The sequence below is a fragment of the Ponticoccus litoralis genome, from assembly GCF_039769985.1.
In the GTDB taxonomy this organism is placed as follows: domain Bacteria; phylum Pseudomonadota; class Alphaproteobacteria; order Rhodobacterales; family Rhodobacteraceae; genus Ponticoccus; species Ponticoccus litoralis.
This window is the reverse complement of record NZ_JBDNCH010000002.1, coordinates 1,406,323-1,424,275: the sequence shown is the minus strand read 5'-3', so window position 1 is coordinate 1,424,275 and position 17,953 is coordinate 1,406,323. Positions and strand designations below refer to the sequence as shown.

At 68.4% G+C, this 17,953-nt stretch carries 15 protein-coding genes and 1 pseudogene; 10 read left to right on the top strand and 6 right to left on the bottom strand.

The features are described from left to right. Window positions 1–93 precede the first annotated feature (93 nt). On the top strand, window positions 94–912 hold the full coding sequence (locus tag ABFB10_RS08095; protein WP_347167969.1) for a sulfotransferase family protein: 819 nt from the start codon (window positions 94–96) through the stop codon (window positions 910–912). 52 nt (window positions 913–964) lie between these two features. On the opposite strand, the gene ABFB10_RS08090 is transcribed toward ABFB10_RS08095, so the two are convergent. Then, window positions 965–1,189 carry a DUF2798 domain-containing protein gene (locus tag ABFB10_RS08090; RefSeq protein ID WP_347167968.1) on the bottom strand — a complete coding sequence of 75 codons (225 nt, stop codon included), beginning with the start codon at window positions 1,187–1,189 and terminating at the stop codon, window positions 965–967. A 146-nt stretch (window positions 1,190–1,335) separates the two neighbouring features. On the opposite strand from ABFB10_RS08090, the gene ABFB10_RS08085 reads away from it, so the two are divergent. Next, window positions 1,336–3,495, top strand: a complete 2,160-nt coding sequence (locus tag ABFB10_RS08085) for an esterase-like activity of phytase family protein (RefSeq protein ID WP_347167967.1) — start codon at window positions 1,336–1,338, stop codon at window positions 3,493–3,495. A gap of 130 nt (window positions 3,496–3,625) precedes the next feature. Here ABFB10_RS08085 and ABFB10_RS08080 read toward each other — a convergent pair whose 3' ends face one another. After that, on the bottom strand, window positions 3,626–4,204 hold the full coding sequence (locus tag ABFB10_RS08080; protein ID WP_347166127.1) for a DUF1285 domain-containing protein: 579 nt from the start codon (window positions 4,202–4,204) through the stop codon (window positions 3,626–3,628). Window positions 4,205–4,276: 72 nt separating this feature from the next. Here ABFB10_RS08080 and ABFB10_RS08075 point away from each other — a divergent pair, with 72 nt between their 5' ends. From ABFB10_RS08075 to ABFB10_RS08060, 4 genes and pseudogenes are all read left to right on the top strand, one after another. Beyond that, window positions 4,277–5,284: an AAA family ATPase gene (locus ABFB10_RS08075; RefSeq protein WP_347166126.1), complete on the top strand. Its 1,008-nt coding sequence runs from the start codon at window positions 4,277–4,279 to the stop codon at window positions 5,282–5,284. After that, window positions 5,281–6,159, top strand: a complete 879-nt coding sequence (locus ABFB10_RS08070; RefSeq protein ID WP_347166125.1) for a DUF58 domain-containing protein — start codon at window positions 5,281–5,283, stop codon at window positions 6,157–6,159. The genes ABFB10_RS08075 and ABFB10_RS08070 overlap by 4 nt, the downstream gene beginning before the upstream one ends. After that, a pseudogene (locus ABFB10_RS08065) lies at window positions 6,156–8,968 on the top strand (DUF4159 domain-containing protein). Before ABFB10_RS08070 ends, ABFB10_RS08065 begins: the two are co-directional and overlap by 4 nt. Then, the gene (locus ABFB10_RS08060; RefSeq protein ID WP_347166124.1) at window positions 8,965–11,004 is read left to right on the top strand and encodes a glutamine amidotransferase; all 2,040 of its coding nucleotides are present in this window, start codon (window positions 8,965–8,967) and stop codon (window positions 11,002–11,004) included. Before ABFB10_RS08065 ends, ABFB10_RS08060 begins: the two are co-directional and overlap by 4 nt. A 42-nt stretch (window positions 11,005–11,046) precedes the next feature. Here the strand turns inward: ABFB10_RS08060 and ABFB10_RS08055 are convergent, their stop codons facing one another. Genes ABFB10_RS08055 through ABFB10_RS08045 form a run of 3 tightly spaced genes read right to left on the bottom strand, consistent with a single transcriptional unit; the run spans window position 11,047 to window position 12,538 of the window. Continuing rightward, entirely contained in the window at window positions 11,047–11,976 is a 930-nt protein-coding gene (locus tag ABFB10_RS08055; protein ID WP_347166123.1) for an AEC family transporter, read from the bottom strand. Between the two features lie 30 nt (window positions 11,977–12,006). Next, window positions 12,007–12,219, bottom strand: coding sequence for a hypothetical protein (locus ABFB10_RS08050; RefSeq protein WP_347166122.1), 213 nt, complete (start codon window positions 12,217–12,219; stop codon window positions 12,007–12,009). Next, window positions 12,182–12,538 (bottom strand): hypothetical protein, encoded by a 357-nt coding sequence (locus ABFB10_RS08045; RefSeq protein ID WP_347166121.1) that lies wholly within the window; start codon window positions 12,536–12,538, stop codon window positions 12,182–12,184. Before ABFB10_RS08045 ends, ABFB10_RS08050 begins: the two co-directional genes overlap by 38 nt. A gap of 263 nt (window positions 12,539–12,801) precedes the next feature. On the opposite strand from ABFB10_RS08045, the gene ABFB10_RS08040 reads away from it, so the two are divergent. The 4 genes from ABFB10_RS08040 (at window position 12,802) to ABFB10_RS08025 (ending at window position 16,813) form a co-directional block, all read left to right on the top strand. Beyond that, a complete protein-coding gene (locus tag ABFB10_RS08040) occupies window positions 12,802–13,692 on the top strand; it encodes a CPBP family intramembrane glutamic endopeptidase (RefSeq protein WP_347166120.1) in 891 nt (296 codons plus the stop codon). 217 nt (window positions 13,693–13,909) lie between these two features. Further along, a complete protein-coding gene (accD, locus tag ABFB10_RS08035) occupies window positions 13,910–14,851 on the top strand; it encodes an acetyl-CoA carboxylase, carboxyltransferase subunit beta (RefSeq protein WP_347166119.1) in 942 nt (313 codons plus the stop codon). A 51-nt stretch (window positions 14,852–14,902) separates the two neighbouring features. Further along, entirely contained in the window at window positions 14,903–16,180 is a 1,278-nt protein-coding gene (locus ABFB10_RS08030) for a bifunctional folylpolyglutamate synthase/dihydrofolate synthase (RefSeq protein WP_347166118.1), read from the top strand. A gap of 414 nt (window positions 16,181–16,594) precedes the next feature. Next, window positions 16,595–16,813, top strand: a complete 219-nt coding sequence (locus ABFB10_RS08025; RefSeq protein WP_347166117.1) for a hypothetical protein — start codon at window positions 16,595–16,597, stop codon at window positions 16,811–16,813. A gap of 81 nt (window positions 16,814–16,894) precedes the next feature. On the opposite strand, the gene zapE is transcribed toward ABFB10_RS08025, so the two are convergent. Continuing rightward, window positions 16,895–17,950, bottom strand: coding sequence for a cell division protein ZapE (gene zapE, locus ABFB10_RS08020; protein WP_347166116.1), 1,056 nt, complete (start codon window positions 17,948–17,950; stop codon window positions 16,895–16,897). Window positions 17,951–17,953 lie beyond the last annotated feature (3 nt).

The window sequence follows — 17,953 nt, the reverse complement described above, 5'->3', positions numbered from 1 at the left end:
CCGGCTTTGTTTGGTTTTTTGTAGCAGGTCAGACGTCAAGTAGCAGGTCAGGCGTCAAGAAGACCATAACGGATGTCAGCGGAGGCAGCAGGCATGGGCTTTCCCGGCACATGGATGACCGAAAGCGAGAGCATGGTGTATCGGGTCGTCCCGAAATGCGCCTGTTCGACCATTGGCCAGATCATGTTCTATTCCGACCACGGGCGGTTCTACGACGGCGACATTCACGACGCCACCGAGGGCCTGCACAAATGGGCGCGCGAGGACAGCCAGCCCGCCATCAAGGCCAACGTCAAGACGCGCTCGTCCTATGCCTTCACCTGTGTGCGCAACCCCTACACGCGCATCCTGTCCAGCTTCTTCGACAAGATCTGCGGCATCCAGCGCAACGGCAAACGCTATCGCGGCAACCTCGTGCCCCTGCTGATCCAGAAATACGGGATCGAGGTCGGCGGCGACGACGGCCAGCAGGAGTTCGACCAGATCCGGTCCTTCCGGCGTTTCCTGCTGTTCGTGCGCGACACCATCCGCTGGCGCCGCCCGATGGAGCCGGACATTCATTGGTCCGCCATGTCGGGCCATGTCTCGACCTTCATCGTGAACGGCGGGCGCTACGACCAGATCTTCTGGACCGAGGATTTCAACGCCGGGATGCAGGGGGTGCTGGACAAGGTCCAGACCCGCCACCCGGTCGACCTGACGCAGATCCCGCGCTTCAACGAGTCCGAAGGCCACGGGCCCAAGCGCCTGCACCCGGTCGAGGATTACTTCGACGACCTCTCGATGCATCTGGTCTACGAGATCTTCAAACGCGACTTCGAGCTGTTCCGCTACGATTTCGAGAACCCCGCCAACAAGATGCCGGTGGGCGAGATCGACCTTGCCGAGGTTCACGCCAAGCTGGGCGATTGATCCGTCCGGGCCGTCCCGTCGCGAAGCGGGGCGTTGACCGTCATCGGGCCGGTCAGCGGCGCGTGTAACGCGCCACCAGCCGCCGGACGACGGGGGCAATGACCAGCACCGAGGGGAAGGCGATCAGCCAGCTCGAGACCCATGCGCTCATCCACAGGCCGAAGAAGTCCGGGACCACACCCAGGGCCCGCAGCGTGGCGACGCCCGACACGATCAGCGACATGAAGCCCGACAGCAGCAGGCCGAAGACGACGGGGGCAAGGCGGGGCGGGATCAGGGCGGGGCTCCTTTCCCACCCTGCTTAGGGCTTTCCCCTGCCGCCACAAGGGGGCGCGCGTCTTCGCCGGAGCGTCACCAAACCGTCATCGCCCCGTTACCCTGGCGCCGGAAAGAGGCATGGAACCAGAAGAACAGGGGATTCCCATGCCGATCCGCACGCTTTGTCTGACCAGTGTGCTGGCGCTTGCCGCCGGGGCCGCTTCGGCGGACATGACCTTCAATCGCATCGCCTCTTTTGCGACGCCCATGAACATGGCGGAGGGCGAGGATACCGCGCGCGAAACCTCGGCAGAGATCATCGCCGCGACCGAAGACGGCATGACGCTGGTCTACACCGACAGCCCGCTGGGCGTGCTGGGCCGCATCGACATCACCGACCCGGCGAACCCGCAGCCGCTGGGCAACCTCGCGCTGGACGGAGAGCCGACCTCGGTCGCCGTCAAGGGCACCGCGGCCTTCGTGGGTGTGAACACCTCGGAAAGCTACACCGATCCCTCGGGCCGCCTTGCGGTCTTCGACCTGCAGGCGGGCGTCGAGGCCTATTCCTGCGACCTTGGCGGCCAGCCCGACAGCGTGGCCATGGCCGAGGACGGCAGCTTTGTCACCGTCGCCATCGAGAACGAGCGCGACGAGGATCTGGGCGACGGTCGCACCGGGCAGATGCCCGCCGGTTACGTGGTGATCGTCCCCGTCGAGGGCGGCACGCCCGATTGCGACGGGCTGATCAAGGTCGACCTGACCGGGCTGGCCGAGGTTTCCCCCGAGGACCCCGAGCCCGAGTTCGTGGACGTCAACGCGGCGGGCGAGATCGTCGTGACGCTTCAGGAAAACAACCACCTCGCGGTGATCGCCTCTGACGGCACCCTGCTGAACCACTTCTCTGCCGGGGCGGTGGACCTTGAGGGCATCGACACCGGGGACGAGCGCGGCGCGCTGATCTTCACCGACAGCCAGCCCGCCCGCAAGCGCGAGCCCGACGCGGTCAAATGGATCGACGCCGACCATTTCGCCACCGCCAACGAGGGCGACATGGACGGCGGCTCTCGCGGCTGGACGATCTTCAACAAGGACGGCACGGTCGTCTATGAAAGCGGCGCGTCCTTCGAACATGCGCTGGTGCGGATCGGCCACTACCCGGACAAGCGATCCGACGCCAAGGGCGTGGAGCCCGAATCGATCGAGTTCGCGGAATTCGACGGCACGCCCTATGTCTTCGTCGGGTCCGAGCGCGGGTCGGCGGTCGGCGTCTACGACGTCACGGACCTGTCGGCGCCGGTGCTGAAGCAGATCCTGCCCTCGGGCATCGGGCCGGAGGGCTATGTCGCCATCCCCGCGCGCAACCTGCTGGTCTCGGCCAATGAGACCGACCTCGGCCCCGAGGGCGGCGTGCGTGCGCATGTCATGCTGTTCGACTACGCGGAAGGCGCGGCGCAATATCCGCAGCTGACCTCGGAAGGCGCGGATGAACTGATCGGCTGGGGCGCGATTTCCGGCATGGTGGCGGGCGAGAATGGCCTTGTCTACGCGGTGAACGACAGCTTCTACGGCTACCAGCCGACGATCTTCACCATCGACACCACGCGGAGCCCGGCACGCATCACCAAGGCCCTGCGGATCACCCGCGCCAATGGCGACGCGGCGCAGAAGCTGGACCTTGAGGGCATCACGCTGGACGGCGAGGGCGGCTTCTGGGTCGCTTCCGAAGGCCGCACCGATCGGGTGATCCCGCATGCGCTCTACCACGTCACCGCGGAGGGGGTGATCGACGCGGAAATCGGCCTGCCCGCCGAATTGATGGCGGTCGAGACGCGCTTTGGCTTCGAGGGCATCACCCTGAAGGACGGCACCCTCTGGATGGCCGTGCAGCGCGAGTGGGGCGACGATCCGAAGGGCCGCGTGAAGCTGGTCTCCTATGACCTCGAAAGCGGCGAATGGGGCGCGGTCCACTACAAGAAGGCCGAGCCGGAAACCGGCTGGGTCGGACTGTCCGAGATCGTGGCGCATGGCGACTGGTTCTACGTGGTCGAGCGCGACAACCAGATCGGCGACGCGGCGGTGACCAAGAAGGTCTACCGCATCCCGGCCGCCGAGATGGTTCCGGCCCCGCTGGGCGGCGACCTGCCGGTGGTGTCGAAGGAAGAGGTCCGCGACCTGATCCCCGACCTCAAGGCGCAGGGCGGCTACGTGGTCGACAAGGTCGAGGGTCTGGCGATCTTCGAGGACGGCACCGTCTGGGTCTCGACCGACAACGACGGCGTCGACGACAGCTCGGGCGAGACCTTCTTCTGGTCCTTCACGCTCTGAATTTCACCCAAGTCCCTTTTCAGCAGGTCAGGCGCCGTTCCCTCGGGAGCGGCGTCTATTTATGCGGTGGCGAATTCTTGCAAAGAATTCGATCCGTTTTCTTTGCAAGAAAACGGCGCCCCCGGCGCCGTCAGTCCGGCAGGTCCTCTGACGGGATGAGCGGAAAGAAGCGGCCCGAGGACCACAGCCCGAACCAGCCGTCATGGTGCGTGCCCAGATCCACCAGCCGGTAAAAGCTCTTGCGGTCGATCAGTGCCTCGAGGTTGGCGCGCACCAGCACATAGGGCGCGGGCTCTCCGGTCTCGGGGTCGCGCTCGACGCGGATGGGGTGATCGGGCCCGGCCACGGCGTGGTCGTCCACATGGGTGCGGAAGGTCAGCACCTGGTCCGGCCCCGCGCCCTCGGCCTCGAAATCGACCGCCACGAAGGGGGCGTCTTCTACCGTGATGCCCACTTTTTCGACAGGCGTGACCAGAAAGTAATCCTCGCCGTCCCTGCGCAGGATCGACGAGAACAGCTTGACCAGCCCCATGCGCCCGATCGGCGTGCCAAGGTAGAACCACGTCCCGTCGCGCGCGATGCGCATATCGAGGTCTCCGCAGAAGGGCGGGTTCCATTTGTGGACCGGCGGCGGACCTTTGCCACCGGCCTTGCGGGCTGCCTCTGCGATGCCCTCCGCCGAGGGCGGCACGCCATTTTGTGAACGCATTGCTTTTGCCATTTCCGAACCGCGCGATACACTCGCATCAACAGCATACTAGCCCGGAAGTGGAGAGTTAACATGGCCGAGGCCGAAAATCTGGTCGCAGAGATCGAAGCGCTGGAAGACAAGCTGGCGCTGGCCGGGCAGTCGATCCAGGCGCGCTTCATCGGGCAAGAGCGTGTCGTCGACCTGACGCTGGCGGCGATGCTCTGCGGCGGCCATGCGCTGCTGATCGGCCTGCCGGGTCTGGGCAAGACCCGCCTGGTGGAAACCCTGTCCACGGTCATGGGGCTGAACGGCAACCGCATCCAGTTCACGCCCGACCTGATGCCCGCCGATATCCTCGGCTCCGAGGTGCTGGAAACCGGCGCCGACGGCAGCCGGGCCTTCAAGTTCATCGAAGGCCCGATCTTCTGCCAGCTGCTGATGGCGGACGAAATCAACCGCGCCTCGCCCCGGACGCAGTCGGCTTTGCTTCAGGCGATGCAGGAGAAGGTTGTCACCGTCGCGGGCGAGACCCGCGCGCTGGACGCGCCCTTCCACGTGCTGGCCACGCAGAACCCCATCGAGCAGGAAGGCACCTACCCGCTGCCCGAGGCGCAGCTTGACCGGTTCCTCGTGCAGATCGACGTGGCCTATCCCGACCGCAAGACCGAACGCGATATCCTGATGGCCACCACCGGCACCGAAGAGGCGCAGTCGCATCAGGTCTTCACCGGCGAAGAGCTGATCGCCGCGCAGCGCCTCTTGCGGCGGATGCCGGTGGGCGAGGCGGTGGTCGAGATGATCCTCGATCTGGTGCGCGCCTTCCGGCCCGACGATCCCTCGGCGACCGAGCGGGTCAAGGACCCGGTGGCACTGGGCCCCGGCCCGCGCGCCGCGCAGGCCTTGATGCTGACCGTGCGCGCCAAGGCGCTGCTGGAGGGCCGTCTTGCGCCTTCGCCCGCCGACGTTCTGGACATGGCCAAGCCGGTGCTGGTGCACCGTATGGCGCTGACCTTCTCGGCGCGCGCCCGGGGTGAGGACCTTGGCCGCCTGATCGACGAGACCGCCGCGCAGATGGCCCCCGCCGAGGCAGCCGCGTGACAGCCACCGTCGCCCATCTGCGCACCCGCGCGCAGGAAGAGGCCGGGCGCTTTCCCGCCCTTCTGGCGCGGGCCGAGCAACTGGCCGGGACCGTCCTTCTGGGCGAACACGGGCGCCGTCGCGCCGGTCTGGGCGACGACTTCTGGCAGTACCGCCCGCTGACCGTGGGCGACAGCTACCGGCAGATCGACTGGCGCCGCTCGGCCCGCGGGGACGAGCAATTCGTGCGCGAGCGCGAATGGCAGATTGCCCAGTCCGTGCAGGTCTGGGTCGATCCCGGCGCCTCGATGCGGTTTTCCTCGTCCAAGAAGTTGCCGACCAAGGCCGACCGGGCACGTCTGGTGGCGCTGGCCGCCGCGATCCTGCTGGTGCGGGGCGGCGAGCGCGTCGGCCTGACGGGGTGGAAGCTGCCGCCCCGGCGTGGCGACCAGCAGACCCTGCGGCTGGCGGAACTGCTGTCGGAGGACGGCGAGGACGACTATGCCGAACCCGAGGCGCGCGGCATGCTGCCTCATGCCAAGGCGCTCTTCGTTTCGGACTTCCTCTCGGACCCCGCGCCGGTCGAGGCGGCGCTGACCAAGGCCGCCGACCGCGGCGTGCGCGGTGTGCTGTTGCAGGTGCTCGACCCCAGCGAAGAGGCCTTCCCCTTCGACGGGCGCACCATTTTCGAAAGCGTGAACAAGAGCCTGCGGCACGAGACCTTGAAGGCGGGCGACCTGCGCAGGACCTACCTGCACAGGCTGGCCGAGCGGAAGGCGCGGCTGGACGCCATATGTCGGTTGACCGGCTGGCAACATTTTACGCATCACACTGACCAGACGGCGCAATCCGCGCTGCTCTGGGTCTATCGCGCCCTGGACGGGAGCAACGGATGACACTCTTCGGCCTTCTCGGCTTTACCACGCCCCGGCTTCTGCTGGGGCTTCTGGCGCTTCCCATCCTCTGGGTGATCCTGCGCGCCGTGCCGCCCGCGCCGATCCGCCGCCTGTTTCCGGGCGTCGTGCTTCTGCTGGGCCTGAAGGATCAGGAACAGGTCACCGACCGCACGCCCTGGTGGCTGCTTTTGCTCAGGATGCTGGCGGTGGCGGCTGTCATCATCGGCATGGCCGGTCCGGTGCTGAACCCCGACCGGGGCGAGGGCGCCGAGGGCGACGGCCCGCTTTTGGTCGTCATGGACGCAAGCTGGGCCTCTGCCGCCGACTGGCGCGCGCGCATGGTGGCGCTGGACGGGCTTCTGGCCGAGGCCGGGCGCGACGGGCGCCCGGTGGCCCTGATGCGTCTGACCAACCCCGAGCCGGTGCAGTTTCTTGCCGCCGACGTGGTGCGCAGCCGCCTGACCGGCGTGTCGCCGGAGCCGTGGGAGCCGGGCAACGACAGCCTGAGCCGAGCCACGGAGATGCTGCCCGAGGGGCGCTTTGACAGCTACTGGATGTCCGACGCGCTGACCCGCGACAGCCGCGCCGATTTCCTTGCCTCTCTGGAAGGCCGGGGCACCGTCACCGTCTTCGAGGCGCCGCGCACGCTGTACGCTTTGGAACCGGCGCGGGTCGAGGATGGCAACCTGCACTTCGCCCTGCGCCGCCTGCGCGCCGAGGGCGCGGCAGAGGTCACACTGGCCGGGCGCGGTACCGCGACCCGGCGGGCAATCAGGCGGTGCTGCTGCGCCAGCCCGTCAGCTTCGAGGCCGGTGCCCTGACGGCAGAGGTGGAGCTTTCGCTGCCTGCCGAACTGCGCGCCCGGGTCGACCGCTTCGAGATCGAGGGCATCCGCAGCGCGGGTGCCGTGACCCTGCCCGACGACAGCCTGCGCCGCCGCGAGGTCGCGCTGATCGCGGGCCGCGAGGACCGCGAGGGGCTGGAGCTGCTCTCGCCGCTGCATTACCTCGAAAAGGCGCTGCAACCCACCGCCGACCTGCTGGACGGTGCGCTGACCGACCTGCTGCCCGCCAACCCCGACGTGATCGTGCTGGCCGACGTGGCGACCCTGTCGGGGGCAGAGGAAGAGGCGGTGCTGGAGTGGGTCGAGAAGGGCGGCATGCTGCTGCGCTTCGCCGGGCCGCGCCTTGCCGCGTCCGATGTCAGCCGCGACGCCGAGGATCCGCTGATGCCGGTGCGCCTGCGCGCCGGGGGCCGCACCGTGGGCGGCGCCATGTCCTGGGGCGAGCCCAAGGCGCTGGCGCCCTTCACCGAGGACAGTCCCTTCTTCGGCCTGCCGGTGCCGGAGGACGTGACCATCAACAGCCAGGTCATGGCCCAGCCCGACCCGACGCTCGCCGACCGCGTGGTGGCGCAACTGACCGACGGCACGCCGCTGGTGACGCGCAAGGAGATCGGGCAGGGGCAGGTCGTGCTGTTTCACGTCACCGCCAACGCCGAATGGTCGACCCTGCCGTTGTCGGGTCTCTTCGTGCAGATGCTGGAACGGCTGGCGGTCTCTTCCGCCACCGCCCAGCCCGAGGTCGAGGACATGGAAGGCACCGTCTGGCAGCCGGTCATGGTGCTGGACGCCTTCGGCAATGCCCGCGACGGCGAGACCCTGCCCGGGGTCGAAGGCCCCGCACTGGTCGAGGCCGCGCTTGGCCCGGAGCTGCGCCCCGGTCTCTATCAGGGCGAGGACCGCAGCCTTGCCCGCAATGTCGTCACCGCCGATACCGCGCTGAAGCCGATGGTCTGGCCCGACCGGATCGCCGTCGAGGGTCTCAGCCAGCCGCGCGAGCGCCCGCTGGCGGGCCTGCTGCTGGGGCTGGCGATTGCGCTGCTGGTGGTGGATGTCGTGGCCTCTCTGGCGCTGTCGGGGCGGCTGCGCGGGGCGGTTTCGGCCTCTGTCCTGCTGGCGGCGCTGGCGCTGGTCCCGCGCGAGGGCATGGCGCAGAACGCGGTGCCGGTCGAAGACCCCGCGCAACCCGAGACCGCCGAACCGGACACCGACATCGAGCGCGCCATACGGGCGACCTCGGAGGTGGTGCTGGCGCATGTCTTGACCGGCGACGATCGCATCGACGAGGTTGCGCATGCGGGGCTTCAGGGCCTGTCGGACACGCTGTACTTCCGCACCTCGGTCGAACCGGCGGAACCCATGGGTGTCGATCTGGAGCGCGACGAGCTGGCCTTCTACCCGCTGCTCTACTGGCCCATCACGCCGGACCAGCCGACGCCCTCGGCGGCGGCCTATGCCAAGCTGAACACCTACCTGCGCTCGGGCGGGATGATCCTGTTCGACACCCGCGACGCGGATGTGGCGGGCTTCGGCAGCGGCACCCCGGAGGGCCGCAAGCTGCAACAGCTCGCCCGCCCGCTGGACATCCCGCCGCTGGAACCCCTGCCCGCCGATCACGTGCTGACGCGGACCTTCTACCTGTTGCAGGACTTCCCCGGGCGCTGGACGGGCCGCGATGTCTGGGTCGAGGCGGCGCCGCCCGACGCGGAACTGATCGAGGGGATGCCCTTCCGCGACCTCAACGACAACGTCACGCCCGTGGTGATCGGCGGCAATGACTGGGCCGCCGCATGGGCCATGGACGCCAGTGGCAACCCGATGGTGCGTTTGGGGTCCGGCTTCACCGGCGAGCGGCAGCGCGAGATTGCCTACCGCTTTGGCGTGAACCTCGTGATGCACGTCCTGACGGGCAATTACAAAAGCGATCAGGTCCATGTGCCTGCATTGCTGGACAGGCTTGGCCAATGACCGGATCCTTCGTTTTCGACCCGCTTCTGCCACGGGCGGTGATCGCCGTGCTGGGCGCGCTGGCCCTCGGCGGCGCCGCACTGGCACTGTGGCGCGGGCTGTCCGGCTGGGCTTTCCGCGCGCTGACCGCGCTGGTGCTGGTGGGCGCGCTGGCGCAGCCTTCGTATCAGGTCGAGGACCGCGCGCCGCTGACCAATATCGTGCTGATGCTGGTGGACGAAACCGCCTCGCAGAACCTTGCCGAACGGGCCGGGGTGACGGCAGAGGCCGCCGACCGGCTGGAGGCGACGTTGCTGGCGCGCGACAACACAGAGGTCCGGCGCATCCCCGTGCCGGATGGCGAGGGCGACGCCGGCACGCAGCTGATGACGGCGCTGTCAGAGGCCATCGCAGAGGAGCCGCGTGGGCGCATCTCGGGCATCGTGCTGCTGTCGGACGGGCGCCTGCACGATCTGGAACGCGCGCCCGACCTGCCCGCGCCGCTGCACCTGCTGATGACCGGGCAGGAGGACGACTGGGACCGCCGCCTGATCGTGCGCAATGCGCCCGCCTTCGCCATCCTCGGCGAAGAGGTCGAGCTGACCCTGCGCATCGACGACGACGGCGCGGCGCCGGGGGATGCCCTGACCGACATCGAAATCTCGGTCGACGGGTCCGAGCCGGAAACCTACCGGGTGCCGGTGGGCGAGGATCTCTCGCTGCCGATCACGCTGCCCCATGGCGGCATGAACGTGATCCAGTTCACCGTGCCCGAGGCCGAGGGCGAGCTGACCGACCGCAACAACACCGCGCTGGTACAGATCAACGGGGTGCGCGACCGGCTGCGCGTGCTGCTGGTTTCCGGCGAGCCGCACGCGGGCGGGCGGACCTGGCGCAACCTGCTGAAGTCGGACAGCAGTGTCGACCTCGTGCATTTCACCATCCTGCGCCCGCCGGAAAAGCAGGACGGCGTGCCGGTCAATGAACTCTCGCTGATCGCCTTCCCGACGCGCGAGCTGTTCCTTGAAAAGATCGACGACTTCGACCTGATCATCTTCGACCGCTACAAGCGGCGCGGCATCCTGCCGTCGATCTATCTGGATAACGTGCGCAACTACGTCGAGAACGGCGGCGCGGTGCTGGTCGCCGCCGGGCCGGACTTTGCCTCGGCGGATTCGATCTACCGCTCTCCGCTGGCCGAGATCCTGCCCGCCGAGCCCACCGCCCGCGTGCTGGACGAGAGTTATCGCCCGGTCGTGACCGACCTTGGCGCGCGCCACCCGGTCACGGCGGGCCTGTCGGGATCCGAGACATGGGGGCGCTGGCTGCGGCAGGTCGAGGTGACGCCGACCGAGGGCGACGTGGTGATGTCGGGGATCTCCGACCAGCCGCTGTTGATCCTCGACCGGGTGGGCGCGGGGCGCGTGGCGCTTCTGGCCTCGGATCAGGCCTGGCTGTGGAACCGGGGCTTCGAGGGCGGCGGCCCGCAGCTGGAACTGCTGCGGCGGCTGGCGCACTGGATGATGAAGGAACCCGAGCTTGAGGAAGAGGCGCTTTGGGCCGAAGCCACCGGCCAGACCATGCGCATCATCCGCCGCTCGCTGGACGAGGATGTGGACAGCGTCACCGTCATAGGCCCGGACGGGCAGGAAACGGTGATCCCGCTGACCGAGGAAACCCCGGGCCGCTTCGAGGCGGTCTTCGAGGGGCCGGACATCGGCCTTTACAGGCTGGAAGAGGGCGACCTGTCCGCCGTCATCGGGCTTGGCCCCGCCGCCCCGCGCGAGTTCGTGCAGACCATCGCCAGCGGTGCCGCCCTGACCCCGCTGATCGACAGCACGCGCGGCGGCGTGCTGCGGCTGGAAGAAGGCCTGCCCTCTGTGCGCGAGGTCCGCGCGGGCCGTCCGGCGGCGGGGCGTGGCTGGATCGGCGTGACCCCGCGCGAGGCCTATGAAACGCTGGATGTCCGCCAGACGCCGCTGCTGCCCGCCTGGCTGGTCTTGCTGCTGGGCTCTGGCCTGATCGTCGCGGCCTGGCTGCGCGAGGGGCGCAGCTGAGGCGGGGCGCCTCTGACCGGGATCGAACGCCCGCCTGCGTGGTCAGTTGGTCGCCACGGTGGCGATCACGGCGCTGACCGTCAGGATGCTGAAGGTCGTCGAGATCAGGATAGAGGCCGACACCCGCTGCGGCGCCACGCCGTAGTGTTGGGCCAGGATGAAGACATTGCCCGCGACGGGCAGCGCGGCGGCCGAGACCGCGACAGAGGCGCGGTAGGCGTCGACCGGGAAGAAGAGATAGACCCCCGCCGCGACGAAGGCCGGGTGCAGGATCAGCTTGGCAAAGGACAGCCAGGCCGCGATCTCCAGCCGTTCCGCCGATTTCGTCGCCAGCGAGGCGCCGATGGCGAAAAGCGCGCCGGGCGTCGCCGCATTGCCAAGCGTTTCGAGGAAGGCATTGGCGACCTCGGGCACCGGCAGGCCGGAGGCCGAGATGCCCAGGCCGAAGGCGATGGCCACGATCATCGGATTGGCCAGAAGGCCCAGCCCCACGGTGCGCAGCAGGCGCAGCCCGACCTGACCGCCCCGGGCGCCGACCACGATGATGGTCAGCAGGGACGAGAACACCACGAGGTCAATCGACAGGATCAGGATGATCGGCCCGATGGCCTCTTGCCCCAGCAACAGGGCAAGCATCGGCACCCCGAGGAAGCCGGTGTTGCCGATGGCCGCGCATTGCGCCTCGATCGCGGCGGTCGAGGCGTCGGTGCGGCGCAGGAAGGCCACCGCCATGGCGATGCCATAGGTCACGGCGGTGCCCCAGAGATAACCGGCGGCAAGCCGTGGCTCGAAGATGTCGGAGAACGACAGGTTGGCCGAGAAACGCAGCAGCATGGCCGACAGCGCGAAGTAGAAGACGAACTTCGTCAGGTGCGCCGTCGCCTCGGGCGGGAAGAAGCGGGACTTCGCGGCGCCGTAGCCGACCCCGATCAGGGCAAAGAACGGCAGGGTCTTGAGGAAGACGTCGAACATGCAAAGTGCTTAGCACGGGGCCTTACTGCGTCAAGACACCCGGCGCGATGCGGCGCCCACTGTGGCGGGTTCGGCGACACGGGCGTCTTCCGCGCCGAGATACCGGACACCGGCCAGCGCGTAGAGCGGCGCGCGACCCGCTCCCTCGTCGGGGCGCAGCGGCAGCAGGACTTCGACCGTTTCGGTGATCCCGGCGGCGGGGCCGTCATAGGGCAGCCGGGCCAGCAGCGGGCCTTGGCCCATGGCCGAGGGCCTCGTAGGCCGCCCAGATCCCTGAACCGGGGCCCTTGCCCGGCAGGGTCGACAGGCGCTGGCCGATCATCGGTTGCGCGATCCGGTCGCGGACCGACTTCCCCAGAAAGACCGGCTCGAAGTCGACCGCGCCTGTCACGGCGTCGCGATGGATCTCTGTCAGGACGATGACGTCCAGATCGCTGGTCAGTTCCGCGAGGTCGATATCCCTCAGCCGGACCCCGTCGCCGCGATCCGAGGCCTGCCACATCAGAAAGACCCGGCGCAGGGCGCCGGGCAGTTCCGCGAGTGTGAAGTCTGTTTTATGCATTTTTGGCCGCCGACCCCAATCCGGAAGCCCACCTGCGAAAACAATGCGGATCCATGCGGGCCTTGCCAAGCGCCGCGTGTCCCGTCGGCGGATGTGCGCTGAACCCGGCCCCTTGGGCGGCGGTTGACAGAACCGGCGCGGGCAGAGAGTCTTCGGGCAAGCGAAAGGGGGCAGGGCGGCAATGCACAGGACCGGCGACCGGGGTTCACCGACCATCAGCGCGCCGTGGCCCGGACGCGCCCCCGATCATGCAGGCGCCCGCCTTGCGCTATAGCCGTTTCGCCCTGCTGACAGAGCCGGCACGGCCCTCGGCGGCCCTGTGGCGGCTGGCGCTGGGGCTGGTGGTCGTTCTCGCGGTGACGCTGGGGCTGTCGCGCGGCGTGGTGGCGCTGGTCGAGGGGCTGGCGCCGCCGCGCGCGGCGGCGGCCTTTCTGGACGCGCTGACCCATGCGGAGGATCCGCTGGGCATGCTGGCCCTGCTGGGGCTGACCGGGGCACTGGGGCTGGCGACGCTGGTGGTGGCAGAGACCATGCACTGGCGCGGGCTGCAAAGCCTGCTGGGGCCGTGGCCGCTGTTCCGGGCGCAGGCACTGCGCGTGGCGCTGGCGCTGGTGGCGCTGAATGCCGCCGTGGCGCTGCTGCCGCCCTGGCCCCTGCGCGCCGCCAGCGAGCCGGGGCTGGACCCCGGTCTCTGGCTGGCGCTGCTGCCGCTGACCCTGCTGGCGCTGCTGGTGCAGACCGGCTCGGAAGAGCTGTTCTTCCGCGGCTACCTGCAATCGCAACTGGGCGCGCGGCTGAGAACGCCTGTGGTCTGGCTGGTCGTCCCCTCGGCTCTCTTTGCGCTGGGGCATTACGCGCCGGGGCACTACGGCGGCAATGCCGCGACGATCGCGCTGTGGTCCTTTGTCTTCGGGCTTGCCGCCGCCGATCTGACCGCGCGGGCGGGGTCGCTGGGTCCGGCGATTGCCCTGCACATGGTCAACAACACCATGGCCGTGGCGGTCGTGGCGCTGTCGGGCGACATGTCGGGGCTGGCGCTTCGGTTGTACCCCTTCGGCGTCGGGGACGAGACGGCGCTGGCGGCGCTTCTGCCCGCCGATCTTGTCCTGATCGGCCTCAGCTGGCTGGCCGCGCGCCTCGCGCTGCGGCTCTGACGGGCGCCCCCGGCACGGGGCGGGCCGCTGGCGCGGGGTGGGCCGGGATCGGGCGGCGCCACGCCGGGGCAACGGGCCCGGGGCGTGGCGGAGAAACCGGCATCGGCGGCTCCGTGCGTCCGGGCCCCCAAAGAAGAACGCGGCCCGATGGGCGGGCAAGATTGCAATTCGACGCAGCCCGGCATAAGTCACGCCCAAGAGCGAAGCCGAGGCTGTCATGAACTGGATTACCAACTACGTCCGACCGCGGATCAACTCGATCTTCTCGCGCCGCGAGGTGCCCGAGAACCTGTGGTCCAAGTGCGACGGCTGCGGCACCATGCTGTTCCACCGCGAGATCAGCGACAATCTGAACGTCTGCACCAATTGCGGGCACCACATGCACATCACGCCGCGCGACCGCTTCTTCGCGCTGTTCGACGGCGGCGTCTTCTCCGAGGTCGCGGTGCCCGAGCCGACGGTCGACCCGCTGCATTTCCGCGACCAGAAGCGTTATCCCGACCGCCTGAAGGCCGCCCAGAAGGCAACCGGAGAGCGAGAGGCGATGCTTGTCGCGACCGGCGAGATCGGGCGCACGCCCGTGGTCTGCGCCGCGCAGGATTTCAGCTTCATGGCCGGCTCCATGGGCATGTACGTGGGCAATGCCATCGTCGCCGCCGCCGAAGAGGCAGTGCGGCTGGGGCGCCCGCTGATCCTGTTTTCCGCCGCCGGGGGCGCGCGCATGCAAGAGGGCATTCTCAGCCTGATGCAGATGCCGCGCTCGACCGTGGCGGTGCAGATGCTCAAGGAACGGGGCCTGCCCTATATCGTCGTGCTGACCCATCCGACGACCGGCGGGGTCACCGCCTCTTACGCGATGCTGGGCGACATCCAGATTTCCGAACCCAATGCGCTGATCTGCTTTGCCGGGCCGCGCGTGATCGAACAGACGATCCGCGAGAAGCTGCCCGAGGGCTTCCAGCGCGCGGAGTACCTGCTGGAACACGGCATGCTCGACCGGGTCACCGACCGCCGCAAGATGCGCGAAGAGCTGATCGTGATGTGCCGGATGCTGATGAAGATGGCGCCTCCGACATGGGGCGACCTGCCGCCGCCGGGACCGGAGGACGAGGCCGCCTCGTCGCCCGCCGCCCCTGCCACGGATGCGAAGCAGGGCTAGGCCATTGCCGCCCCGCGTTGTCGTTTCGTCCTTTTTTCCCGGGGTACGCCCATGACGCCGAATGCGAAGTCCGATGTCATCCTGCAACGGATGATGGACCTTCATCCCAAGATCATCGACCTTGTGCTGGACCGGGTCTGGCGTCTGCTGGAGGCGCTGGATCATCCCGAACGGCGCCTGCCGCCGGTGATCCATCTGGCCGGAACCAACGGCAAGGGCTCGACCCAGGCGATGATCCGCGCCGGTCTGGAAGGCGCGGGCAAGCGTGTGCACGCCTATACCTCGCCGCACCTCGCCCGGTTCCACGAGCGCATCCGGCTGGCCGGTCAGCTGATCACCGAGGATGACCTGAGCGCCGTGCTCGACGAATGCTACGAGGCGAACGGCAGCACGCCGATCACCTATTTCGAGATCACCACCTGCGCGGCGCTTCTGGCCATGGCGCGGACCCCGGCGGACTTTACCCTGCTGGAAACCGGCCTTGGCGGGCGGCTGGACGCGACCAATGTCGTCGACCGCCCCGCGATGACGGTCATAACCCCCATTTCCATGGACCACGAAGCCTTTCTGGGCGACACGCTGACCAAGATCGCGACCGAGAAGGCGGGCATCCTGAAGCGCGGCGTGCCCTGCGTCGTCGGCCCGCAGCCGGATCCGGCGATGGAGGCGATCGAGGCGCGCGCCGCCCAGCTTGGCGCACCGCTTCTGGCGCATGGCCAGCACTGGCACGTCTGGGAAGAGAATGGCCGCCTTGTCTATCAGGACGAGACCGGCCTGCTGGACCTGCCGCTGCCCGCCCTGCGGGGGGCGCATCAGGTGCAGAATGCGGGGGCCGCGCTGGCGGTCCTGCGTCATCTGGGCATGGGCGAGGATGCCTTCGAGGCCGCCATGACCCGCGTCGACTGGCCCGCCCGGATGGAGCGCCTGTTGGCCGGGCCGTTGGTGGGGCTGGCACCGCGGGCCGAACTTTGGCTGGACGGCGGTCACAACCCCGCCGCGGGCGAGGCGCTGGCTGCGCTGCTGGCGCAGATGCCGGAGCGCCCGACACACCTGATCTGCGGCATGCTCAACACCAAGGACGCGCGCGGCTTCCTGCGGCCCCTTGCCGGTCAGGCGACCTCTCTGACCGGGGTTTCGATCCCCGGAGAGACCAATACCCTGTCCGGCGAAGAGACGGCGAAGCTGGCGGCGGATTGCGGCCACCACACCCGGACCGCGCCCTCGGTGGCGGCGGCCCTGACCGCCATCACCGACGCGACGCCCGAGGCGCGGGTGCTGATCTGCGGCTCGCTCTACCTTGCCGGATACGTGCTGCGCGACGCGCTCTAGGCCTGTCCGGGGCTTTCCATCCTGCCGCGCTGCTGCACCGGGTATCGGTTCGGTGCAACAGCGCGACAGCCTCGTTTCCATCGCCGGGATGCTCTGCGAGAAGGCCAATATGCCGGACCGCGTCTTGTCGCGAACGGCGCCTTGCCGGTCCGCTCCGGCCGTCTGCGCCGCAGGACGCGGCGGGCTCTGCCGAAAAAATGACTCTCTATCCGTAGGTTAGCCGAAAAAATGCGCCACCACACCTTGACAGCGGCCCAAGATATTGACGTGAGGCCATGGAGTCACCTATAAATGATGCAGCTTGCGGTGGGACTGCCAATCATCAGCCGCGGCGACTGGGGGACTGCCAATGAATGCGCGTGATGGGGCGTGGGTGAAAGCCTGCGTGCCGGTGGAAGAGTCTCGGGGTCTGACATGATCCGCATGGTTGCTCTTGGCATCGGTTTCCTCAGCGTGACCTACGTGCTTCTCTGGACCGTGGGCGAGGCCTCGGAACAGACGCCGGACGAGGCGGTCAGCCGGGCTGCGTCGCTGCCGCCTGGTCTTGCCCCCGCTCTGCCGACCGCCGCGCCGATGACCCTTGCCGACCCCTTGCAAAGGCAGGCCGACATGGCCCTGCCCACACCGGATTGACCAGAATTATCAAGCAGGCAGAAGACGACCATAACAGAGCAGACCTGAGGGCCCTTCGTGGCCCTCTTTTTTGCCCGGTCCTCAGGTGCCCCAATCGGCGGCCTGCATCTCGCGCAGGCGCGAGGCGGTGCGTTCGAACTCGAAGCTGCCCGACCCCTCGACGTACAGGTATTCCGGTTCCGCCGCCGCCGAGGCGATCAGGCGCACGCGGGCCTCATAGAGGGCGTCGATCAGCGTCACGAAGCGCCGGGCCTCGTTGAAGTTCTGCCGCGACAGGCGCGGGATGTCTTCGAGGATCAGCACGCGCACACTCTCGGCCAGCTTCAGGTAATCCGCAGGCCCCAGCGCCTTGCCGCAGAGCGTGAAGAAGCTCGCCCGCGCGACGCCGTTGTAATAGCGCGGCAATTCGATCTCGCGGCCCTTGACGTGCAGGGTCAGGGTCTCTTCCTGACCCGGGGTCAGTTCCGACCAGAGCGCGTCGATCCCGGCCCGCGCGGCGCTGTCGGCGGGGGCAAAATAGACCTGCGCGCCGGACAGGCGATCCTGCCTGTGATCCTTGTCAGAGGCCAGTTCCCGCACTTCCATCCGCTCTTTCAGGAGGGCGATGAAAGGCAGGAAGAGCTGGCGGTTCAGCCCGTCCTTGTACAGATCGTCCGGCACCCGGTTCGAGGTCGTGACCACCACCACGCCCGCATCGAAGAGCCGCTCGAACAGGCGCCCCACGATCATCGCATCGGTGATATCGGTGATCTGCATCTCGTCGTAGGCCAGCAGGCGGACAGAGTCGCTGATCTCTTTCGCGACCGGCTTGATCGGATCCTCGACGCCTTCTTTGCGCAGCTCGTGGATGCGCGTCTGCACCTCTTGCATGAAGGCGTGAAAGTGGACCCGTCGGGCGGGCACGGTCAGGCTTTCGACGAAAAGATCCATCAGCATCGACTTGCCGCGCCCGACGCCGCCCCAAAGGTACAGCCCCTTGGGCGGTTCGGGCGCGCGGCGGAAGAAGCCGCGCTTCACCGGCTCTGCCAGCGCGGCGCGGATGCGTTCGAGCGCGGGCAGGACGGCGCGCTGCGCCTCGTCGGGTTTCAGGCGGCCCTCGGCGACGCGGGCCTCGTAAAGCTCTGTCAGCGTTGTCATGAT